Annotated in this window: 14 protein-coding genes; 10 read left to right on the top strand and 4 right to left on the bottom strand. The window is 73.4% G+C overall.

Going from position 1 to position 15,979, the window contains the following annotated elements; genetic code table 11:
* Nucleotides 1-22 precede the first annotated feature (22 nt).
* Nucleotides 23-262: a chaplin gene (locus LNW72_RS21495; RefSeq protein WP_250976896.1), complete on the bottom strand. Its 240-nt coding sequence runs from the start codon at nucleotides 260-262 to the stop codon at nucleotides 23-25.
* A 567-nt stretch (nucleotides 263-829) separates the two neighbouring features.
* On the opposite strand from LNW72_RS21495, the gene LNW72_RS21490 reads away from it, so the two are divergent.
* The 8 genes from LNW72_RS21490 (at nucleotide 830) to LNW72_RS21455 (ending at nucleotide 10,468) form a co-directional block, all read left to right on the top strand.
* Nucleotides 830-2,014, top strand: a complete 1,185-nt coding sequence (locus LNW72_RS21490; protein ID WP_250976895.1) for a glycosyltransferase family 4 protein — start codon at nucleotides 830-832, stop codon at nucleotides 2,012-2,014.
* Nucleotides 2,011-3,483 carry a sugar transferase gene (locus LNW72_RS21485; RefSeq protein ID WP_250976894.1) on the top strand — a complete coding sequence of 491 codons (1,473 nt, stop codon included), beginning with the start codon at nucleotides 2,011-2,013 and terminating at the stop codon, nucleotides 3,481-3,483. Before LNW72_RS21490 ends, LNW72_RS21485 begins: the two co-directional genes overlap by 4 nt.
* A 76-nt stretch (nucleotides 3,484-3,559) precedes the next feature.
* Nucleotides 3,560-4,855, top strand: coding sequence for an O-antigen ligase family protein (locus LNW72_RS21480; RefSeq protein ID WP_250976893.1), 1,296 nt, complete (start codon nucleotides 3,560-3,562; stop codon nucleotides 4,853-4,855).
* Complete coding sequence (gene murJ, locus LNW72_RS21475; protein WP_250976892.1) at nucleotides 4,852-6,585, top strand: murein biosynthesis integral membrane protein MurJ; 1,734 nt, start codon at nucleotides 4,852-4,854, stop codon at nucleotides 6,583-6,585. The genes LNW72_RS21480 and murJ overlap by 4 nt, the downstream gene beginning before the upstream one ends.
* The gene (locus tag LNW72_RS21470; protein WP_374117304.1) at nucleotides 6,575-7,513 is read left to right on the top strand and encodes a polysaccharide deacetylase family protein; all 939 of its coding nucleotides are present in this window, start codon (nucleotides 6,575-6,577) and stop codon (nucleotides 7,511-7,513) included. The genes murJ and LNW72_RS21470 overlap by 11 nt, the downstream gene beginning before the upstream one ends.
* Nucleotides 7,510-8,625, top strand: coding sequence for a glycosyltransferase (locus LNW72_RS21465; RefSeq protein WP_250976891.1), 1,116 nt, complete (start codon nucleotides 7,510-7,512; stop codon nucleotides 8,623-8,625). The genes LNW72_RS21470 and LNW72_RS21465 overlap by 4 nt, the downstream gene beginning before the upstream one ends.
* Nucleotides 8,626-8,651: 26 nt before the next feature.
* On the top strand, nucleotides 8,652-9,314 hold the full coding sequence (locus LNW72_RS21460; RefSeq protein ID WP_250976890.1) for a lipopolysaccharide biosynthesis protein: 663 nt from the start codon (nucleotides 8,652-8,654) through the stop codon (nucleotides 9,312-9,314).
* Nucleotides 9,314-10,468 carry a GNAT family N-acetyltransferase gene (locus LNW72_RS21455; RefSeq protein WP_250976889.1) on the top strand — a complete coding sequence of 385 codons (1,155 nt, stop codon included), beginning with the start codon at nucleotides 9,314-9,316 and terminating at the stop codon, nucleotides 10,466-10,468. Before LNW72_RS21460 ends, LNW72_RS21455 begins: the two co-directional genes overlap by 1 nt.
* 91 nt (nucleotides 10,469-10,559) lie before the next feature.
* On the opposite strand, the gene LNW72_RS21450 is transcribed toward LNW72_RS21455, so the two are convergent.
* The 3 genes from LNW72_RS21450 to LNW72_RS42100 all read right to left on the bottom strand — a co-directional run bounded on the left by LNW72_RS21450 (nucleotide 10,560) and on the right by LNW72_RS42100 (nucleotide 14,080).
* Complete coding sequence (locus LNW72_RS21450; protein WP_250976888.1) at nucleotides 10,560-11,360, bottom strand: hypothetical protein; 801 nt, start codon at nucleotides 11,358-11,360, stop codon at nucleotides 10,560-10,562.
* A gap of 295 nt (nucleotides 11,361-11,655) precedes the next feature.
* A complete protein-coding gene (locus LNW72_RS21445; RefSeq protein ID WP_250976887.1) occupies nucleotides 11,656-12,066 on the bottom strand; it encodes a rodlin in 411 nt (136 codons plus the stop codon).
* A 151-nt stretch (nucleotides 12,067-12,217) separates the two neighbouring features.
* Complete coding sequence (locus tag LNW72_RS42100; protein WP_374117303.1) at nucleotides 12,218-14,080, bottom strand: glycosyl hydrolase; 1,863 nt, start codon at nucleotides 14,078-14,080, stop codon at nucleotides 12,218-12,220.
* A gap of 483 nt (nucleotides 14,081-14,563) precedes the next feature.
* Between LNW72_RS42100 and LNW72_RS21435 the strand changes: the two genes are divergently transcribed.
* The gene (locus tag LNW72_RS21435; protein ID WP_250976886.1) at nucleotides 14,564-15,064 is read left to right on the top strand and encodes a tyrosinase cofactor; all 501 of its coding nucleotides are present in this window, start codon (nucleotides 14,564-14,566) and stop codon (nucleotides 15,062-15,064) included.
* Between the two features lie 19 nt (nucleotides 15,065-15,083).
* On the top strand, nucleotides 15,084-15,953 hold the full coding sequence (locus LNW72_RS21430) for a tyrosinase family protein (RefSeq protein WP_250976885.1): 870 nt from the start codon (nucleotides 15,084-15,086) through the stop codon (nucleotides 15,951-15,953).
* Nucleotides 15,954-15,979: the final 26 nt, after the last annotated feature.

Here is a 15,979-nt window from a genome sequence, read left to right as displayed (position 1 = left end):
GCCCGGACGACGAGCCGTGCGGTCAGCGGTTCACGCAGGCGTTGCCGAATACCGGGTTGAGCAGGCCGATCACGCTGACGGAGTTGCCGCACAGGTTGACGGGCACGTGCACCGGGACCTGGATCTGGTTGCCGGAACCGACACCGGGCGACTCCACAGCGGCACCCTGGGCACCGGAGTCCGCGAAAGCGATACCGGACGCACCGGCGACAGCGGCACCGGCGAAAGCGGTCAGAACGGTTGCCTTGGCGAAGCGTGACAAGGGAGCACCTTTTTCTACTGGAGGGCCGGAAAGCGGCGTTGGCCCGGATGGGCCAACGGCACTATCAACGCACCGGCACACCCGGGGGTATCTCCCCCGGAAGGTGAATTCCCGCGCATGTGTACGGGCTGCGGAACGGTTCGGCACCCGCTTTCGTGAACCCGTTCGACAAACGTCGGTACGTCAACGCATGTCATTGATTGATCAGTTGGTCGTAAGAATGTGCTAGGAACCGTGGTCAGCGCGTCCTGCGTGATTTTCAACCCGCGCTCTGTCACGGTGCATTCCTGTTCGGATGGTTGACTGTGGAGAGCAACCAGCATTCCGCCGGCATTTGCGAGCGGGCGAACAGGAGTTCGTCAATCGACCTGCGGGCGCCGGTCGGTGAACCAGGTTCCGCCGTTGGCCGCGGGCGGCACTGAGCTCCGATTTCGCGCCGGCGCGCCGAACAAGGATTACCTGCCCGGCCGACCCCTCGTTGATAGCGAGACAGCCCGCTGATGTGGCGGACAGGGCAGGCAGCACACATCCGATTCTTCATGTCGCGGAGAGAGAGAACGGCGCGCGATGCCGCAACACCAGCAGGACCCGGGCCGGCTGACGGTGCTCCACCTCGTTCAGCCGGTCGACGGCGGGGTCGCCCGCGTCGTCACCGACCTGGTGCGGGCCCAGGTACGTGACGGGGTCCGTGCGGTCGTGGCCTGCCCTCCCGGCGGTGTCCTGGCCGACGACGCGGCCGGGGCGGGCGCCGAGATCGTGCCCTGGGCGGCGGGCCGTTCCCCCGGCCCCGGGCTCCCCGCCGAGACCGCCCGCGCCCGCCGGGTGGTCCGCGAGGTGCGTCCCGACCTGCTGCACGCCCACAGCGCCAAGGCCGGACTGGCCGGACGGCTGGCGGTGCGCGGCCGGGTCCCGACGGTGTTCCAGCCGCACGCCTGGTCCTTCGAGGCGGTCGGCGGAGCGACCGCGTACGCCGCTCTGCGCTGGGAGCGGTGGGGCGCGCGCTGGGCCACCCGGGTGCTCTGTGTCAGCGAGAGCGAACGGCTGACGGGGGAACGCGCCGGGATCGACGCCCGCTGGGCGGTCGTTCCCAACGGCGTCGACCTCGACCGTTTCACCCCCGACGGCGGTCCGCCGGACGCGGCGGGCGGGCTGCGCACCTCGCTGCCCGCCCTCACCGACCTGGGTCCCGCCGACCGCCTGGTGGTCTGCGTGGGCCGGCTGTGTCCGCAGAAGGGCCAGGACCTGCTCCTGCGGGCCTGGCCCGAGGTCACCGCCCGGCTGCCCGCCGCCCGGCTGGTCCTGGTGGGCGAAGGGCCCGACCGCGCCCGGCTGCTCCGGGACGCCCCCGAGGGGGTGCTGTTCGCCGGGGCCACCCGCGACGCCGTCCCCTGGTACCGGGCCGCCGACGTGGTCGTCCAGCCGTCCCGCTGGGAGGGGATGGCGCTGGCCCCGCTGGAGGCGATGGCCTGCGGCCGCCCCGTGGTGATGACCGACGTCGACGGCGCGCGGGAGAGCCTGCCGCCCGGTCAGGACCGCTTCTGCCTGGTGCCGCCGGAGGATCCGGGCGCCCTCGCCCAGGCGCTGCTCGGCCTGCTGACCAACCCCGGCGTGTGCGCCACCGCGGCCCGCCGGGCCCTCAACCACGTGCGCACGACATACGACGTGCGGCGGACGACGGCATCGGTCGCGGACCTCTACCGCGACCTGCTCGATCCGTCGCGACCCGAGTGCAGGGAACGCATCACGCGATGACGACGGAGAGCGCAAGCGCGCCCCACCCGGCCCGGAACGTGCGGCAGACCACGGTCGCACCCGCCACCCACGCCCCGATCTCGCCACCCCGGCAACCGTCCGACGCCGCCGTGCAGCGGCGCCCCCACGCACGGGTCGCCGTCCGCCACCGGGCGGTCGTCCCGCTCGTCGTCACCGACTGCCTGGCCGCCGCCGGCGTGCTGGCCGTCCGCCCGGGTTCCCCGGTGCTGCTGCTCGGCCCGCTCCTGGTGTGCCTGACGCTCCTGCACACCTACGCCGGGCTCTACCGCACCGGCCTCGACCCGGCGGCACTCGACGAGTTGCCCGCGCTGGTGGGCTGCTCGGCCCTCGCCTGGTGCGCCTCCGCCACCACCCTGGCCGCCGTCCGCCCGGCGCACTCCCCCGGCTGGCCGGTGCTGCTCACCACGATCGCCGCGACCAGCCTGCTGGCCTGCGCCGCCCGTGCCGTCATCTACCGGTTCCAGCGCTGGTCGGCGCGGCGCCACCCGAGCTCGACGCTGCTCGTCGGGGCGGGTCCCGTCGTCCAGCAGGTGGCCGACGTGCTGTACGCGCACCCCGAGTACGGCATGCGGCCGGTCGGCGTGGTGCACCCGTACAACACCCCGGGCACGGACTCGCCGCTGCCCGTGCTCGGCTCCGTCGGCGACATCCACCGGGCGATCATCCAGAACTCCGTGCGCTACGCCGTGTTCGCCGGCCCCCCGGCGGGCAACCCGGCGGCCGCGAACCTGGTCCGGCTGCTCGCCGCCCGCGGCTGCTGTCTGTGGCAGGTCACGTCGGGGCCCGGCTCCAGGACCGCCGGGCGGCCGGCGGCCGGGCATCTGTGGGGCTTCGCCTGCGCCCGGCTCGACCCCTACCCGCGCCCCGGCGCCGGCCTGATCGCCAAGCGGGTGCTGGACGCCCTGCTCGCCTTCCTGGCGCTGCTGCCCGCCGCCCCGATCCTGGCGCTCAGCGCACTGGCCGTCCGGCTCTCCGACGGCCCGGGGGTGCTCTTCCGGCAGGAGCGCGTCGGCCTGGACGGCCGGCCGTTCGTCCTGCTGAAGTTCCGCACCCTGCGGCCGAGCGACGAGCGGGAGTCGGCCACCCGGTGGAACGTCTCCCACGACCGGCGGATGAGCGCCGTCGGCCACTTCCTGCGCCGTACCTCGCTGGACGAGCTGCCACAGCTGTGGAACGTCCTGCGCGGCGACATGAGCCTGGTCGGCCCCCGGCCGGAACGGCCCTACTTCGTCCGCCAGTTCAGCCAGACGTACCCCGGCTACCAGGAGCGGCACCGGATGCCCGTCGGCATCACGGGCCTGGCGCAGATCCACGGGCTGCGCGGCGACACCTCCATCGAGGACCGGGCCCGCTTCGACAACCACTACATCGAGAGCTGGTCGCTGTGGCAGGACATCCGGATCCTGCTGCGCACCGCGACGGCGCTCTTCCGGTTCGGGGGGAGCTGAGCGTGGCCGTCCTCCCGGACACCGCCCCCGCCCCGTCCGGCACGCGCCGGCCGCCCGCCCCCCGGCCCGCGGCGCCGTGCGCCGATGGGCCTGGCTGGGCCCGCTGCTGCCCGCGGTGGCGACCGTGCTGCTGCTCGCGGCCCCCGTCGGCGCGGGGGATGTGAGCGCCTCCGGGAAGATGACCCCCGCCGACGCGGCCTCGGGAGTACTGGTCGCGTTCTGCGCCGTCCGGGCGCTGCGGGCGCCGACGCGTCCGCTGACCGCGGGGGCCGCCCTCGTCCTGGGCGCCCCCGTCGTCGCGATCGCGGTGGCCACCCTCACCGCCGCCGATCCGGCGGCCGGTGTCGCCGGATTCGTGCGGTACCTCCAGGTCTTCGTCCTCGTGCCGACCGCGCTGGTGCTGCTGCTGCGCACCCGCCGCGACTTCCTGGTGGTGGCCGGCTCCGTCGTGCTGCTCGCCCTGGTGCAGGGCGCGTTCGGGGTCTACCAGTACGCGACGGGCACCGGCGCCTCGTACGTCGGCGAGAACATCCGCGCCGTCGGCACGTTCGGGCCGTCGGACGTGATGGGCATGGCCACCGTGGTCGCCTACGGGCTGGTGATCTCCGTCGGCCTGGCCCTCGCGCCGGCCGCGCCCGGCTCCCCCCGCCGGCTGCGGCCGGTCGCGCTCGGCTGCGCCGCCGCGCTCGTGGTGCCGCTGGTGCTGTCCTTCAGCCGCGGCACCTGGATCGCCACCGTGCTGGCGTGCTCGGTGATGACCGTGCTGGCCGGCTGGCGCCAGGCGGTACGGATCCTCGCGGTGACGGCCGCGGCGGGTGTGGTGCTGGTCGGCGGCGCCGGGGTGGGCTCCCAGCTGATCAGCGACCGGGTCGCGAGCATCACGCAGGTGACCGACGCGCCCGACTCGTCGGTGACGGACCGGTACAGCCTGTGGGCCGCCGCCACCGACATGTGGCGCGAGCGGCCGGCCACCGGCGTCGGCCTCAAGGGCTTCCCCGCCCACCGCGACGGGCACGCCGCGCTCAACCTGTCGTCCGGCAGCGACACCGACGGCGCGGGCCAGGGGTTCGCGCGCGAACCCCTGCTGTCGCCGCACAACATGTACCTGCTCATCCTCAGCGAGCAGGGGCTGATCGGGATCACGCTGATCGTCGGCAGCTGGGCGGCGCTGCTGGCCGTCGGGCTGAGCCGGCTGGCCGGCGCCCGGCGCGCGGGCCGCGGCACCGAGTGCGGGCTGATCGCGACCGGGCTGCTGCTCTGGCAGTGCGTCGACTTCCTGTACGCGGACATCGGCGGGCCCTCGACCGTGCTGACCGCCATGCTCTTCGGGCTGGCCGCCGCCTGGGCACTGCGCCCGGAGGCCGCCCGGTGACGGACACCACGGCGCCACCCGAACCCCCCGCGCACCCGCCGCGATCCGCCGTCTCCGAGGGCGTCCCAGCAGTCGTTCCCGGTGTCGTCCCGGGTGCCGTCCCCGCTCCTTCCCTCTCGCCGGACGGCGGCGGACCGGCGAAGGAGCAGCCCCAACCGTCCGGCCTGGGGCGGGTGCTGGCGCGGGCCGCGGCCGTCACCGCCGCGCTCACCGCGCTCGGCTCGCTGCTGGGCCTGGTCCGCGACCAGACGATCGCCCACCTCTTCGGCGCAGGACCCGCCACCGACGCGTTCCTGGTCGCCTGGACCGTGCCGGAACTGTCGTCCACCGTCCTCATCGAGGACGCGATGGCCCTGCTGCTGATCCCGGCCTTCAGCCTGGCCCTGGCCCGGCGCGGAGCGGGACAACGGCCGGACCCTGTACGGGCGTTGCTCACGGCCACACTGCCCCGGCTGCTGCTCGCCCTGGGCGCGGCGATGGTGCTGCTCGAACTGGGCGCGCCCGTCGTCGTCGGGATCCTGGCGCCCGGCCTGAAGGACCCCGCGCTCGCGGTCGACTGCACCCGCCTCACCGCCGCCACCGTCCTGACGTTCGGCCTCACCGGCTACTTCAGCGCCGCGCTGCGCGCCCATCGCCGGTTCGTCCCGCCGGCGGCCGTCTACGTGGTCTACAACGTCGGCATCATCGCCACCCTGCTGCTGCTCCACGCGCGCTGGGGAGTACGCGCCGCCGCGGCGGGGGTCGCGGTCGGCGGGCTGCTGATGGTGCTCGTCCAACTCCCCTCGTTCCTGCGCCGGCTGCCGCCGCGCGGGCCGCGCCCGCGGCGCTCGGTGCGGGCCGCCGCACGGGCCGCCGGAGCCACCGGCGCCGCGCCTCTCGGGGTCGCGCTGCTGGCGCCCGTCATCATCTTCAGCCTCTGCCGCCAGGCGCAGGTGCTCATCGAACGGTTCCTCGCCGCCTCGCTCCCGGCGGGCGCCATCTCGCATCTGAACTACGCGCAGAAGGTCGCCCAACTGCCGATGGTGCTCTCGTTGATGATCGTCACGGTCACCTTCCCGGTGGTCGCGCAGGCGCTGGCCGACGGTGAGCCGGAGAAAGCCCGGCGCCGGGTGGAACGTGATCTGACGCTGGCCGGCATCGTGGTGCTGCTCGGCACCGCGTTCGTCATCGCCTGCGCGCCGCAGATCATCCAACTGCTGTTCCAACGTGGCGCCTTCGACGCGGCCGACACCGCCGCGACCGCGTCCGTCATGCGGGTCTACGCGCTGGGCCTGCTCGGCCAGAGCATGGTGGGAGCCCTGGTCCGGCCGTTCTTCTCGGCCGCCCGGCCCACCTGGTACCCGGCCGCCGCCATGGGCGCCGGACTGCTGATCACCATCACCGCGGGAGCCGTCACCGTCGGGTACTGGGGCATCTACGGCATCGCCGGCGCCAACGCCGCGGGCATCACGGCCACCGCCGTGCTGCTGCTGCGCGGCCTCGGCGCGCAGGTGATCGCCATCAGGGCCCGCACCGTCGCGGCAGCTCTCGGCCGGCTCGTCGTGGCCGCCGCGGCCGCCACCGGGGCCGGCTGGGCCACCGCCCGCCTGCTGCCGGGACCGCTCCTGTCCACCGCCGTCTGCTGTCTCGTGGTACCGGCCATTTTCACCGCGGCCGCCGCCGCCGTACGGGTGCCGGAAGTCCCGCACCTGCTCGCCACCGTGAAACGGAAGCTGCCCCATGTCCGCTGATATCGCACCCGCCCACGTCCCTCCGCGCCGCTCCGCCGCCCGCGACACCCTGTCCAGACGAGGCCGTCGGACAGCGCCGTGGGTGCTGATGTACCACTCCGTCGGGGAGTGCGCCGACGATCCGTATCTGATCACCGTCAGCCCCGACCGGCTCGAACGGCAACTGCGGTGGCTGAACAGCCGCGGCCTGACCGGGGTGGGTGTCGCGGAGCTGCTGCGCACCCGCGCGGACGGGCGCGGGAAGCGGCTCGTCGGGCTGACCTTCGACGACGGCTACACCGACTTCGTGGAGCACGCGGTACCGCTGCTGCTCCGGTACGGGCACTCCGCCACCGTCTTCGTGCTGCCCGGCAGGCCCGGCGGCGGCAACGACTGGGACGAACTGGGGCCGCGCAAACCGCTGCTGACCGAGGAGGGCATCCGCGCCGCGGCCGCCGCCGGCATGGAGGTCGGCTCCCACGGCCTCGTCCACCTGGACCTGACGGCCACCGCCGACGACGTGCTGGCCGCCGAGGTGCGCGGCAGCCGCGACCGGCTCCAGGAGATCACCGGGAAGGCCCCCGAGGGCTTCTGCTACCCGTACGGCAAGCTGGACGCCCGCGTCGTCAACGCCGTACGCGCGGCCGGCTACGCGTACGGCTGCGCCGTCGGAGCGGGCCCGCTGACCGGGACGCACGCCCTGCCCCGCGCCTACGTCGGGGAGCGGGACACCGCCGGGCGCCTCCACCTCAAGCGCCTGCACCACCTGCTGCGCCGCCGCCCGCTGCCGTTCGAGGCCGGCTACGCCGCGCTGCCGTACGCCCGCACCACCGGCGCCACCGACACCGCCACCCGGGATGCCACGGCCGCCCCCGAAGTGCCGGACGCGCGTGCCGCCGAGGGCTCGCCGGTCCCCTCGGAACCCCGGGTCGAGCAGGACGGCCGATGAAGGTCCTGCACATCATCACCGGGCTCGGCATCGGCGGGGCCGAACAGCAGTTGCGGCTGCTGCTGCGGCATCTGCCGCTGTCCTGCGAGGTCATCACCCTCACCCACCCGGGCCCGGTCGCCGAGGGCATCCGCGCCGACGGCACCCCCGTCACCCATCTGGGCATGACAGGGAACCGGGATCTCACCGCGCTGCCCCGGCTCACCCGGCTCATCCGCGCCGGGCGCTACGACCTCGTCCACACGCACCTCTACCGGGCCTGCGTCTACGGCCGGATCGCCGCCCGGCTGGCCGGGGTGCGCACCGTGGTCGCCACCGAGCACTCCCTCGGGACCACCACGATCGAGGGCCGCCCCCTCACCCGCGGCACCCGCGCCCTGTACCGGGGCACCGAGAAGCTCGGCAGCGCGACCGTCGCCGTCTCGGACACCGTCGCCGAACGGCTGCGCGCCTGGGGCATCCCCGGGCCGCGGATCCACACGGTGCCCAACGGCATCGACGCCGGGGCGTTCCGCTTCGACGCCGCGGCCCGCAAGGCCACCAGGACCCGCCTCGGACTCCCGCAGGACGCCTTCGTGGTGGGCGGCGTGGGGCGGCTGGTGCCGAGCAAGCGGTTCGACCTGCTGGTGCGCGCGGTCGCCGGGCGCCCCGGCGCCCAGCTGCTGCTGGCCGGCGCGGGACCCGAACGCGACGCCCTGCTGAGCCTGGCCGCCGGACTCGGCGCGGCCGACCGGATCCATCTGCTGGGCGAGAGCGGCGGCGCGGACGACCGCGGCACGGCGCCGGCCCTCCCCGCGCTGCTCGCCACCGTCGACCTCTTCGTCTCCGCCTCCCGCGAGGAGACCTTCGGTCTCGCCGTACTGGAGGCCCTCGCGGCCGGGCTGCCCGTCCTGTACGTCACCTGCCCGGCCATCGACGACCTGCCCGCCGCGGACGCACCCGGCGCACGGCGTATCGGCGCCGGCGCCGACGCGCTCGCCGCCGCCCTGCGGCAGCACCAGGAGGCCGGACCGCACCGCCTTCCGGTGCCCTCCGCCGTCGGCCACTACGACATCGCCGGCACCGCCGGCCGGCTGGCCGAGCTGTACGCGCTCGCCGCCGCCCGGCCCTGACCCGAGCCCACAGAAAGAGCGAACCCATGGACGAGACCCCCACCCACGCCCCCGGCGCGCCGACCCGGCTGCGGGACGCGTCGCGGCGGCTGCCGCGCTGGTGGCCGCTGCCGCTGTGCATCGGCCTCGGGCTGGCCGGCGGCCTGGGCTACGGCCTGGCCACCCCGCCGCAGTACTCCGCGACCAGCTACGTCATCGTCGTGCCGCAGCACTCCGACCCGGCCACCGCCCTGGGGTTCGCGCAGGCCTACGGCCGCGTCATCACCGGTTCCACGGTGCTGGCCGACGCGCAGGAGGACGCGGGCGTACCCCTCGCGCGGCTGCGCGAGAACGTGCAGGTGGCCACCTCGCCCGACGCGCCGATGATCGCGATCACCGGTACCGGTTCCCGGGCCCGCGACGCCTCGGACATCGCCAACGCGGTGGCGAACTCCCTGACGGCCACCGGCAACCGGAACGCCGCCAACACCGGGGTGCGGCTGCTGATGTTCTCCCCGGCCGCCGTCCCCGCCTCGGCCGCCTCGCCCTCGACGGCACTGTCCGGTGCCGTCGGCGGCAGCGCCGGCGGCCTGATCGGGGCGCTGGTCCTGCTGGTCCGGCCCGGCAGCCGCGGCCGCCGGGCGGCCGGTCACGCCACCGTTCCCGCCCCGGCCCAGGGCAGCCGTCCGCCGGTCAAGGAAATGGCGTGATGACCGGGGGCGACACCACGGCCGTCCGCTCGGTGACGATGTGCCGCGACCCGCTGCAGTTCGCCGCGCTGCGGGAGGAATGGGGGCGCCTGCACCGGCACTGCCGGACGGCCACCCCGTTCCAGAGCCACTCCTGGCTGCACTCCTGGTGGACGTCGTACGGGCGGCCCCGCCGGCTGCGGGTGCTGCTCGTCCGGCAGGACGGGCAGCTCATCGGCGCCGCGCCGCTGATGCTCGTCCACCGGCCGCTGCCCGTCCTGGTGCCGCTGGGCGGCAGCATCACCGACTTCTCCGACGTGCTGCTCGACGACAACGCCACCGACGCCGCCGTCACGGCGATGGCCACCGGACTGCGCCGCGCGGCCCGCGGCGCGCTGATCGACCTCCGCGAGGTACGGCCGGGCGCCGCCGCCGAACGGCTCCACGACTGCTGGCAGGGACCCAAGCGGCGGCTGGCGGACTCCGTCTGCATGGAGTTGCCCGGTGTCCCGCTGGCCGAGCTGATCACCCGGATGTCCACCTCTCGCGGCCAGCGCACCCGGGCCTATGTGCGCAAGCTCGACGCCCTGGGCATCGAGGAGCGCGTCGTCCCCGAGCACGAGGTGCCCACCGCCGTCGAGAACCTGCTGCGCCTGCACATCCTGCAGTGGGAGGGACGCGGGGTGACCCCGGAGCACGCCAGGCCGCGCTTCGCCGCGCACCTCAAGCGGGCCGGGCAGCACATGGTGGCCGGCGGCGACGCCGTCATCACCGAGTACCGGCTGGACGGCGAAGTGCTGGCGGCGGACCTCAAAGTGCTCTCCCCGCAGCTCGTCGGCGGCTATCTGTTCGGCGCCGACCCCCGGCTGCGCGCCACCAAGGCCGATCTCACCACCATGCTGATCAGGAACGGCGCCGGTCACGCCACCGCCGCGGGCGGCGGCGGAGCGCTGAGTCTGCTGCGCGGCAACGAGGCGAACAAGCTGCCCTGGTGCCCCGACCTCGTGGCCAACCAGCGGCTGCTGATGACGTCGCCGCTGTTCGCGCCCGCCCTCCGGCTCCAGGTCGCACGGGCCGCGCTCCGGGACCGGGTGGCCGCGGCGGTGCGCCGCCATCTGCCGGTGGTGCGCGGCTGGCGGTCGCGGCTGAACACCTGGCGGGCGAAGCGGGTCTGAGGCCGCCTTCCCGCCGGCACCTTCCGGAAACGACCACGACCTGCGGCGCGCGTCCATCCGCGTGCCGCAGGTCGTCGGGGTCCTGAACGCGTCAGCCGGGGAGGTCGCTGAGCGGCAGCGGCGGGACCGGGACCGGGAGGGCCGGGAGCGCCGGGAGCTTCGGCAGGCCGGGCAGGTCCGGGGCGGGCAGCGCACCGCCGAGGACCGTGGCGACCAGGAAGTTGACCAGGCCGGTCACGGTCGCGAGCGCACTGCTCAGGACACCCGCCACGTCACCCGACGTGGCCGCCTTCAGCAGGTTGTCGACGGCCGTCTGCAGACCGGCCAGCGCGTCACCCGCGACGTCGGCCGCACGCGGTGCGGAGCGGTCCGCGGCACTGACGCCGTGCGTCGGCAGCCCGGGCACCGCCGGAACCGCGGACAGCGCGGGGGCGGCCGGGACAGCCGGGACGGCCGGGAGGGCAGGGAGGGCAGGGACGGCAGGGACGGCAGGCACAGCGGGAACCGCCGGCACGGCCGGGGCGGCCGGAACAGCCGGAGCGGCGGGCGCGGCCGGGACGGCCGGCGCCGCGGGGACCTTCGCCGCGGCGATCGCGGCCTTGACCGCGTCGGCGTGCTTCGTGGCGTCTTCCGGCGACAGCTTGTTGCCGGGGGCCGCGAGCACGGCCTTGACCGCGTCCGTCACCGGCGTCAGGACGGCGCCGACATTGCCGAGGGAGGTGACTTGGGCGAGTAGTGCGGCGGGATCAGGAGCCGCCGGGGCGGTGCGACCGGTGAAGGTACCGGTGGGAGCGACGTCGGGGGACGCGAATGCCGTTCCGGCAGTGCCGAATGCGAGTGCGCCGACGAGGGCGGTGGAGACGATCACGCCGGTCGTCCGGTGGGTGCGCATGAAGATGTTTTCCCTTCGCTGAACAGACGGGTGTACTCCACAACCGTCGAAAGCGAACGGCGGCCCCGCAACCTGTCAACTACCGGCACCCGCGTGTCGCGCCGCCCCGTCCCACCGGGACCGGCGGTGAACAGCCCCTGGACACAGCACATTCGGCGGCCCGAGCCGCCGCGAAGGGATTGACGGCGGCCGCGTGCGCCAACCGGGTGCCCCGGGAAAACCGGGGGCGCCGGAAAACGCGACGGTGGCCGCGTACGGAGTACGCGGCCACCGTCGTGCGATGAGGTGTCAGCTATCAGCCGTTGCCGACGCCGTTGCCCGAGAGCACCGGGATCTGGCTCAGGATGTGCGACAGCGGCTCGTCGCCCTTGATCTGCGAGGAGTTCTCCGTGCACTGCTGGTTCTGCGGCGACGACAGGACGTTGATGTCCTGGGCCGTGATCGGCACGAGGCCGACGAGCGAGCCGACGTTCGCCTTGAGCGGCAGGCCGACACACGGCTTGTTGAGCGTGCCCTGGACGAGGCCGACCTGGGGGCTCATCACACCGTCGGTGTGGGTGTTGCCGTAGCTCTGCTCCGCCCCGTTGCCGTTCGTGGTGGAGGCTCCGTCGTCGTTACCGATGGCCAGCGCCTGCGGGGCAGCCATGGCGGAGAGACCGACGATGGAAACGGCAACTGCTGCACTGGCCATGAACTTCTTAAGCACGGTTCGCCCTTCTTGAAACGATGTTCCTGTCATTGAAGCGAACTGATCAACTGCCCATCTCTGGTTTGGTTCCGCGATTTCACTCCACTAGCCCAACCGATTTTCCATGCGGGCGCCCGGCGGCATTGCCGCCGGGCGCGTCGCGTAACGGTCAGCTCTTCTTGGGGGTCTGCCATTCGACGCGGAAGCACAGCTTTCCGGTGCCGAACTGGCGCTTGAATTCATCTCCCATGTCGAGCGGCAGGCAGACCTCGGCGGGCGCCGTGGGTGAACCGAGCGTCGGAGCGGGCTTGAACGGCCCCACCGGAACCGCCGTGCACACGGGTCCGGCCACCTGGACGATCGGCGCCGGCGGCACGGCCGCCGCGGACGACGTGGGCGACGTGGGCGACGTGGGCGACGGAGTCGGCGTCGGGGTCGTCGCGACCGGTGCGGGCGACAGGCTGGGGGCGGGACTGAAGCCGGGGTCCGGCGTCGGCGTGCAGGGCGCACCGATCGTCGGGAGGGTCACCGGCACCGGAACCATGACGGTCGGAGCGGGCGCGGGGGCCGTGCCGCCGGTGGCGGCCGGGTCGGGCCCCGGAGCCGGCAGGGGGGTGAGCGTCGCGGCGGGACTCGGCGCGGGCGCCGGGCTCAGACCGGGAGCGGGCGCCGGAGCCACCACCGGATCGACGGTCGGCGGCACCGCCGGAGCCGCGGGCGGCGTCACCGTCGCCGGCGGCGTCGTGGCGTCACCCGGCGCGGGGCTCACCGGCGCGGCCGGGGACTCCGCCGGGGCCGGGGACTCCGCCGGGGTCGTCGCACCGTCCGTCGGCGTCGGTGCCGGTGCCGGTGTGGGCACGACCGCGGGCGTCGGCGGCACACTCGGTGTCCCGCTCGGCGTGGTCGTCGGCGTGGTCGTCGGCGTCGTCGTCGGCGTGGGAACGGTCGTCGGCGTGGTCGTCGGCGTCGGCACGGTCGTCGGCGTCGTCGTCGGCGTCGCAACAGGGGTCGGTACCGGCGCCGGCGTCGGCGTCGGCTCGATGCGGGCGAAGTTCGTCGAGCGGAACACCTTCGACGACTTGGGGTTGTCCGTGCACTGCCACACACCGTGCGGGCAGTAGTCGGTGAGCGTCTGGTAGACCGGCCGGTGATCGTTGATCCACCCCAGCATCATCCGCATGTAGTCCGCGTTGTCGCCGTTCCGGAAGAGTCCCCACTCCGGATAGGAGATCGCCTTGTCGTGCTCGGCCGCGAAGTCCACCTGGGCCTGGAGACCGAACGGCTCCTCGACCTGGTCGTAGAAGGAGTCGCCCGGCGGCTGGTCGTAGGAGTCCATGCCGATGATGTCCACGGTGGAGTCACCCGGGTAGCACGACGTCCAGCCGATGGCGTCCTGGCCGCGGTTCGGCGCGAAGTCGAACCGGAACCGCTGCCCGGGAACGGCGCGCATCGCCGTCACGATGCGGTTCCAGTACGTCTTCCAGGACGCCGGATCCGGACCGCAGCGGTGGGTGTACGTCGTGCCGTTCATCTCCCAGCCCAGCACGACGACCGTGTCGGGCACACCCAGCGCGACCAGTCGCCGCGCCAGCTCCGTGAAGTGGCTGTCGAACCGGCCCGCCGCGCCGGAGCGCAGCAGCGACCGCACCTGGCTGTCGGAGATGTGCTGCTCGTTGCGCTCCTGCATCGGCACGTTGAGGACGAAGAGCCGGTCCGGCTCCGCCTTCTTCCACTTCGCCCACGGCTGCAGCAGCTCGGGATCGCCCTCGATGTTGTCCCAGCTCTCACCGGGGAGGTAGGTGTGGCCCACGGTGAGGTTGGTGCCGCCCAGCCACTGCTGCAGATCGGCGATCCGCTGCACACCGTCGGCACCGGAGGACGTGAACGCCCCCATCGGCGTGTATCCGGCGGTCGACGCGGGGCGCGTGACCCCGGTCGATCCGGGCCCCGGCGGTCCGGCGGCCGGTGACGGCGGTGCCGCATCGGCGGTGTCCGCCGCGATGCGCAGGTCGTCGACGGCGGTGTGGGTCATCCCGAGCATGAGCAGGCCGGCGGTGGCCGCTCCGACACATGCACCAGTCAGTCTCTGGCGTCGGTGGGCCATGTTTGCTCCTCCTGCGACGTTACCGACGCGGAGCACTGTCTCCGGACGGTAATTCAGAAGGTATGAGCAACCGGGTGAGCGGGCCTCTTCTGATAGTCCATTAGGAAACGTGCACCGGTCAGAACCGCCGGAGAATCCGTCGGGTCGTCAGATCGGGTGAATACCCGGGCCCCGGTTGACTTCCGCCGCCGTACATCGGATTTACGTTCGTCACGGGTCTGAGGCAAACGCCACCCGCACGAATGGAGTTCTGTACTCCGGCTGCCGGGATGAGCGAGCGCCTCACGCCGGGAGCAGGATGATGGTGCATAGCTGACGGACAGTCGGCGCCGCCCGTCCGGGCGAATGCGGCGCGATACCGCCGCTCCTCACAGGTCCGGCCCTGTCGGCCGATATCGAGGAGAGCTGAGCATGAGCGAAGCCAAGGAAGACGGCGGCGGGAAAGCGTCGCCATCCGCCCACACCCGCCGCCGGGTGCTCCGGGCGGCGTTCACCGCGGCCGTCGCCGTCACCGGCACGACCGCGGTACTGCACCCGATCATCACGGCCGGGGAGTCCGAGGCCGGGAAGACCGGGAGCGGGAAGACCGGGTCCGGCCGGTCCGACTCCGGCAGCGACCAGGCGCGGTCCGCCCCCGATGCGGCCGCCGGGGCCTTCGACGAGGTCTACCGGGGCCGCCGCATCCAGGGTGTGCCCACCGGCACGGCCGGCGCCGCCACGACCGAGGGTTCCCCCGTCGTCATCCTCATCGACGGCCGGCAGCTCCACCTCATGCGGCGCGCGGACGGCAGCTACCTGAGTGTGGCCAACCACTACCAGCCGTACGCCACCCCGCTCGACACGGCCCGCGGCGCGGTCGACGTGATCGGCAAAGCCAAGCTGTCGCTCGCCGGCGGCGCCTACCACCACTGACCGCGGAAGGGCCGACACGGTGTACACCCGCCAGAACCAGAAGAACATGACCAGTGCCCAGCGGGCGAAGTTCGTCCGCGCGGTTCTGAAACTCAAGAGCAAGGGCATCTACGACGACTTCGTCCGCATACACGGTCAGTACTACGTCTCCGACGGCGACACCGGGCTCCGGGTCGGCCACATGACGCCCTCGTTCTTCCCGTGGCACCGCCGGCTCATCCTGGAGTTCGAGCGCAAACTGCAGTCCGTGGACCCGAGCGTCACCCTGCCCTACTGGGACTGGACGCGGGACAACGCGAAGACCTCCTCGATCTGGGCGTCCAACTTCCTGGGCGGTGACGGCCGGCAGTCCGACGGCCAGGTCATGACCGGCCCCTTCGCGTACGTCAACGGCGACTGGCCGATCACCGTCGGCGTCACGGACGAGAAGTATCTGACCCGGCAGTTCGGCCGCCCGGACCGCCCGATCGGGCTGCCCACGAAGGCGGACCTCGACAAGGCGGCCGCGGAGTCGGTCTACGACACCTCCCCGTGGAACTCCACCTCCACCACCAAGGGCTTCCGCAACAGGATCGAGGGGTGGACGGTCAGCGAGACGCAGGGCGGATTCCTGCACAACCGGGTCCACCAGTGGGTCGGCGGCCATATGACGGGCGCCACCTCGCCCAACGACCCGGTCTTCTGGCTGCACCACGCCTTCATCGACCTCATCTGGCTGCGCTGGCAGCGCAAGTACCCGAAGTCGGGCTATCTGCCGGCCCGGCCGCTGGCCGCCTCCGACCCGCAGCACGGCCGCGTCGTCAGCCTCAACGAGCCGATGCCGCCGTGGAACACGAAGCCGTCCGAGGTCATGAACCTGCAGAACATCTACCGGTACGAGGAGAACTGACCCGTACCGGGAGCAGTGCGCGAACG

The sequence above is a fragment of the Streptomyces sp. RKAG293 genome, from assembly GCF_023701745.1.
In the GTDB taxonomy this organism is placed as follows: Bacteria; Actinomycetota; Actinomycetes; order Streptomycetales; family Streptomycetaceae; genus Actinacidiphila.
This window is presented reverse-complemented; position numbering and strand designations above follow the sequence as displayed.

Coding starts and splice junctions, on each gene's coding strand:
- LNW72_RS21435 (WP_250976886.1), top strand. CDS start 14,564: ATGAGCGAAGCCAAGGAAGACGGCGGCGGGAAAGCGTCGCCATCCGCC.
- LNW72_RS21465 (WP_250976891.1), top strand. CDS start 7,510: ATGAAGGTCCTGCACATCATCACCGGGCTCGGCATCGGCGGGGCCGAA.
- LNW72_RS21470 (WP_374117304.1), top strand. CDS start 6,575: ATGTCCGCTGATATCGCACCCGCCCACGTCCCTCCGCGCCGCTCCGCC.
- LNW72_RS42100 (WP_374117303.1), bottom strand. CDS start 14,080: ATGACCCACACCGCCGTCGACGACCTGCGCATCGCGGCGGACACCGCC.
- LNW72_RS21490 (WP_250976895.1), top strand. CDS start 830: ATGCCGCAACACCAGCAGGACCCGGGCCGGCTGACGGTGCTCCACCTC.
- LNW72_RS21485 (WP_250976894.1), top strand. CDS start 2,011: ATGACGACGGAGAGCGCAAGCGCGCCCCACCCGGCCCGGAACGTGCGG.
- LNW72_RS21460 (WP_250976890.1), top strand. CDS start 8,652: ATGGACGAGACCCCCACCCACGCCCCCGGCGCGCCGACCCGGCTGCGG.
- LNW72_RS21450 (WP_250976888.1), bottom strand. CDS start 11,360: ATGCGCACCCACCGGACGACCGGCGTGATCGTCTCCACCGCCCTCGTC.
- LNW72_RS21455 (WP_250976889.1), top strand. CDS start 9,314: ATGACCGGGGGCGACACCACGGCCGTCCGCTCGGTGACGATGTGCCGC.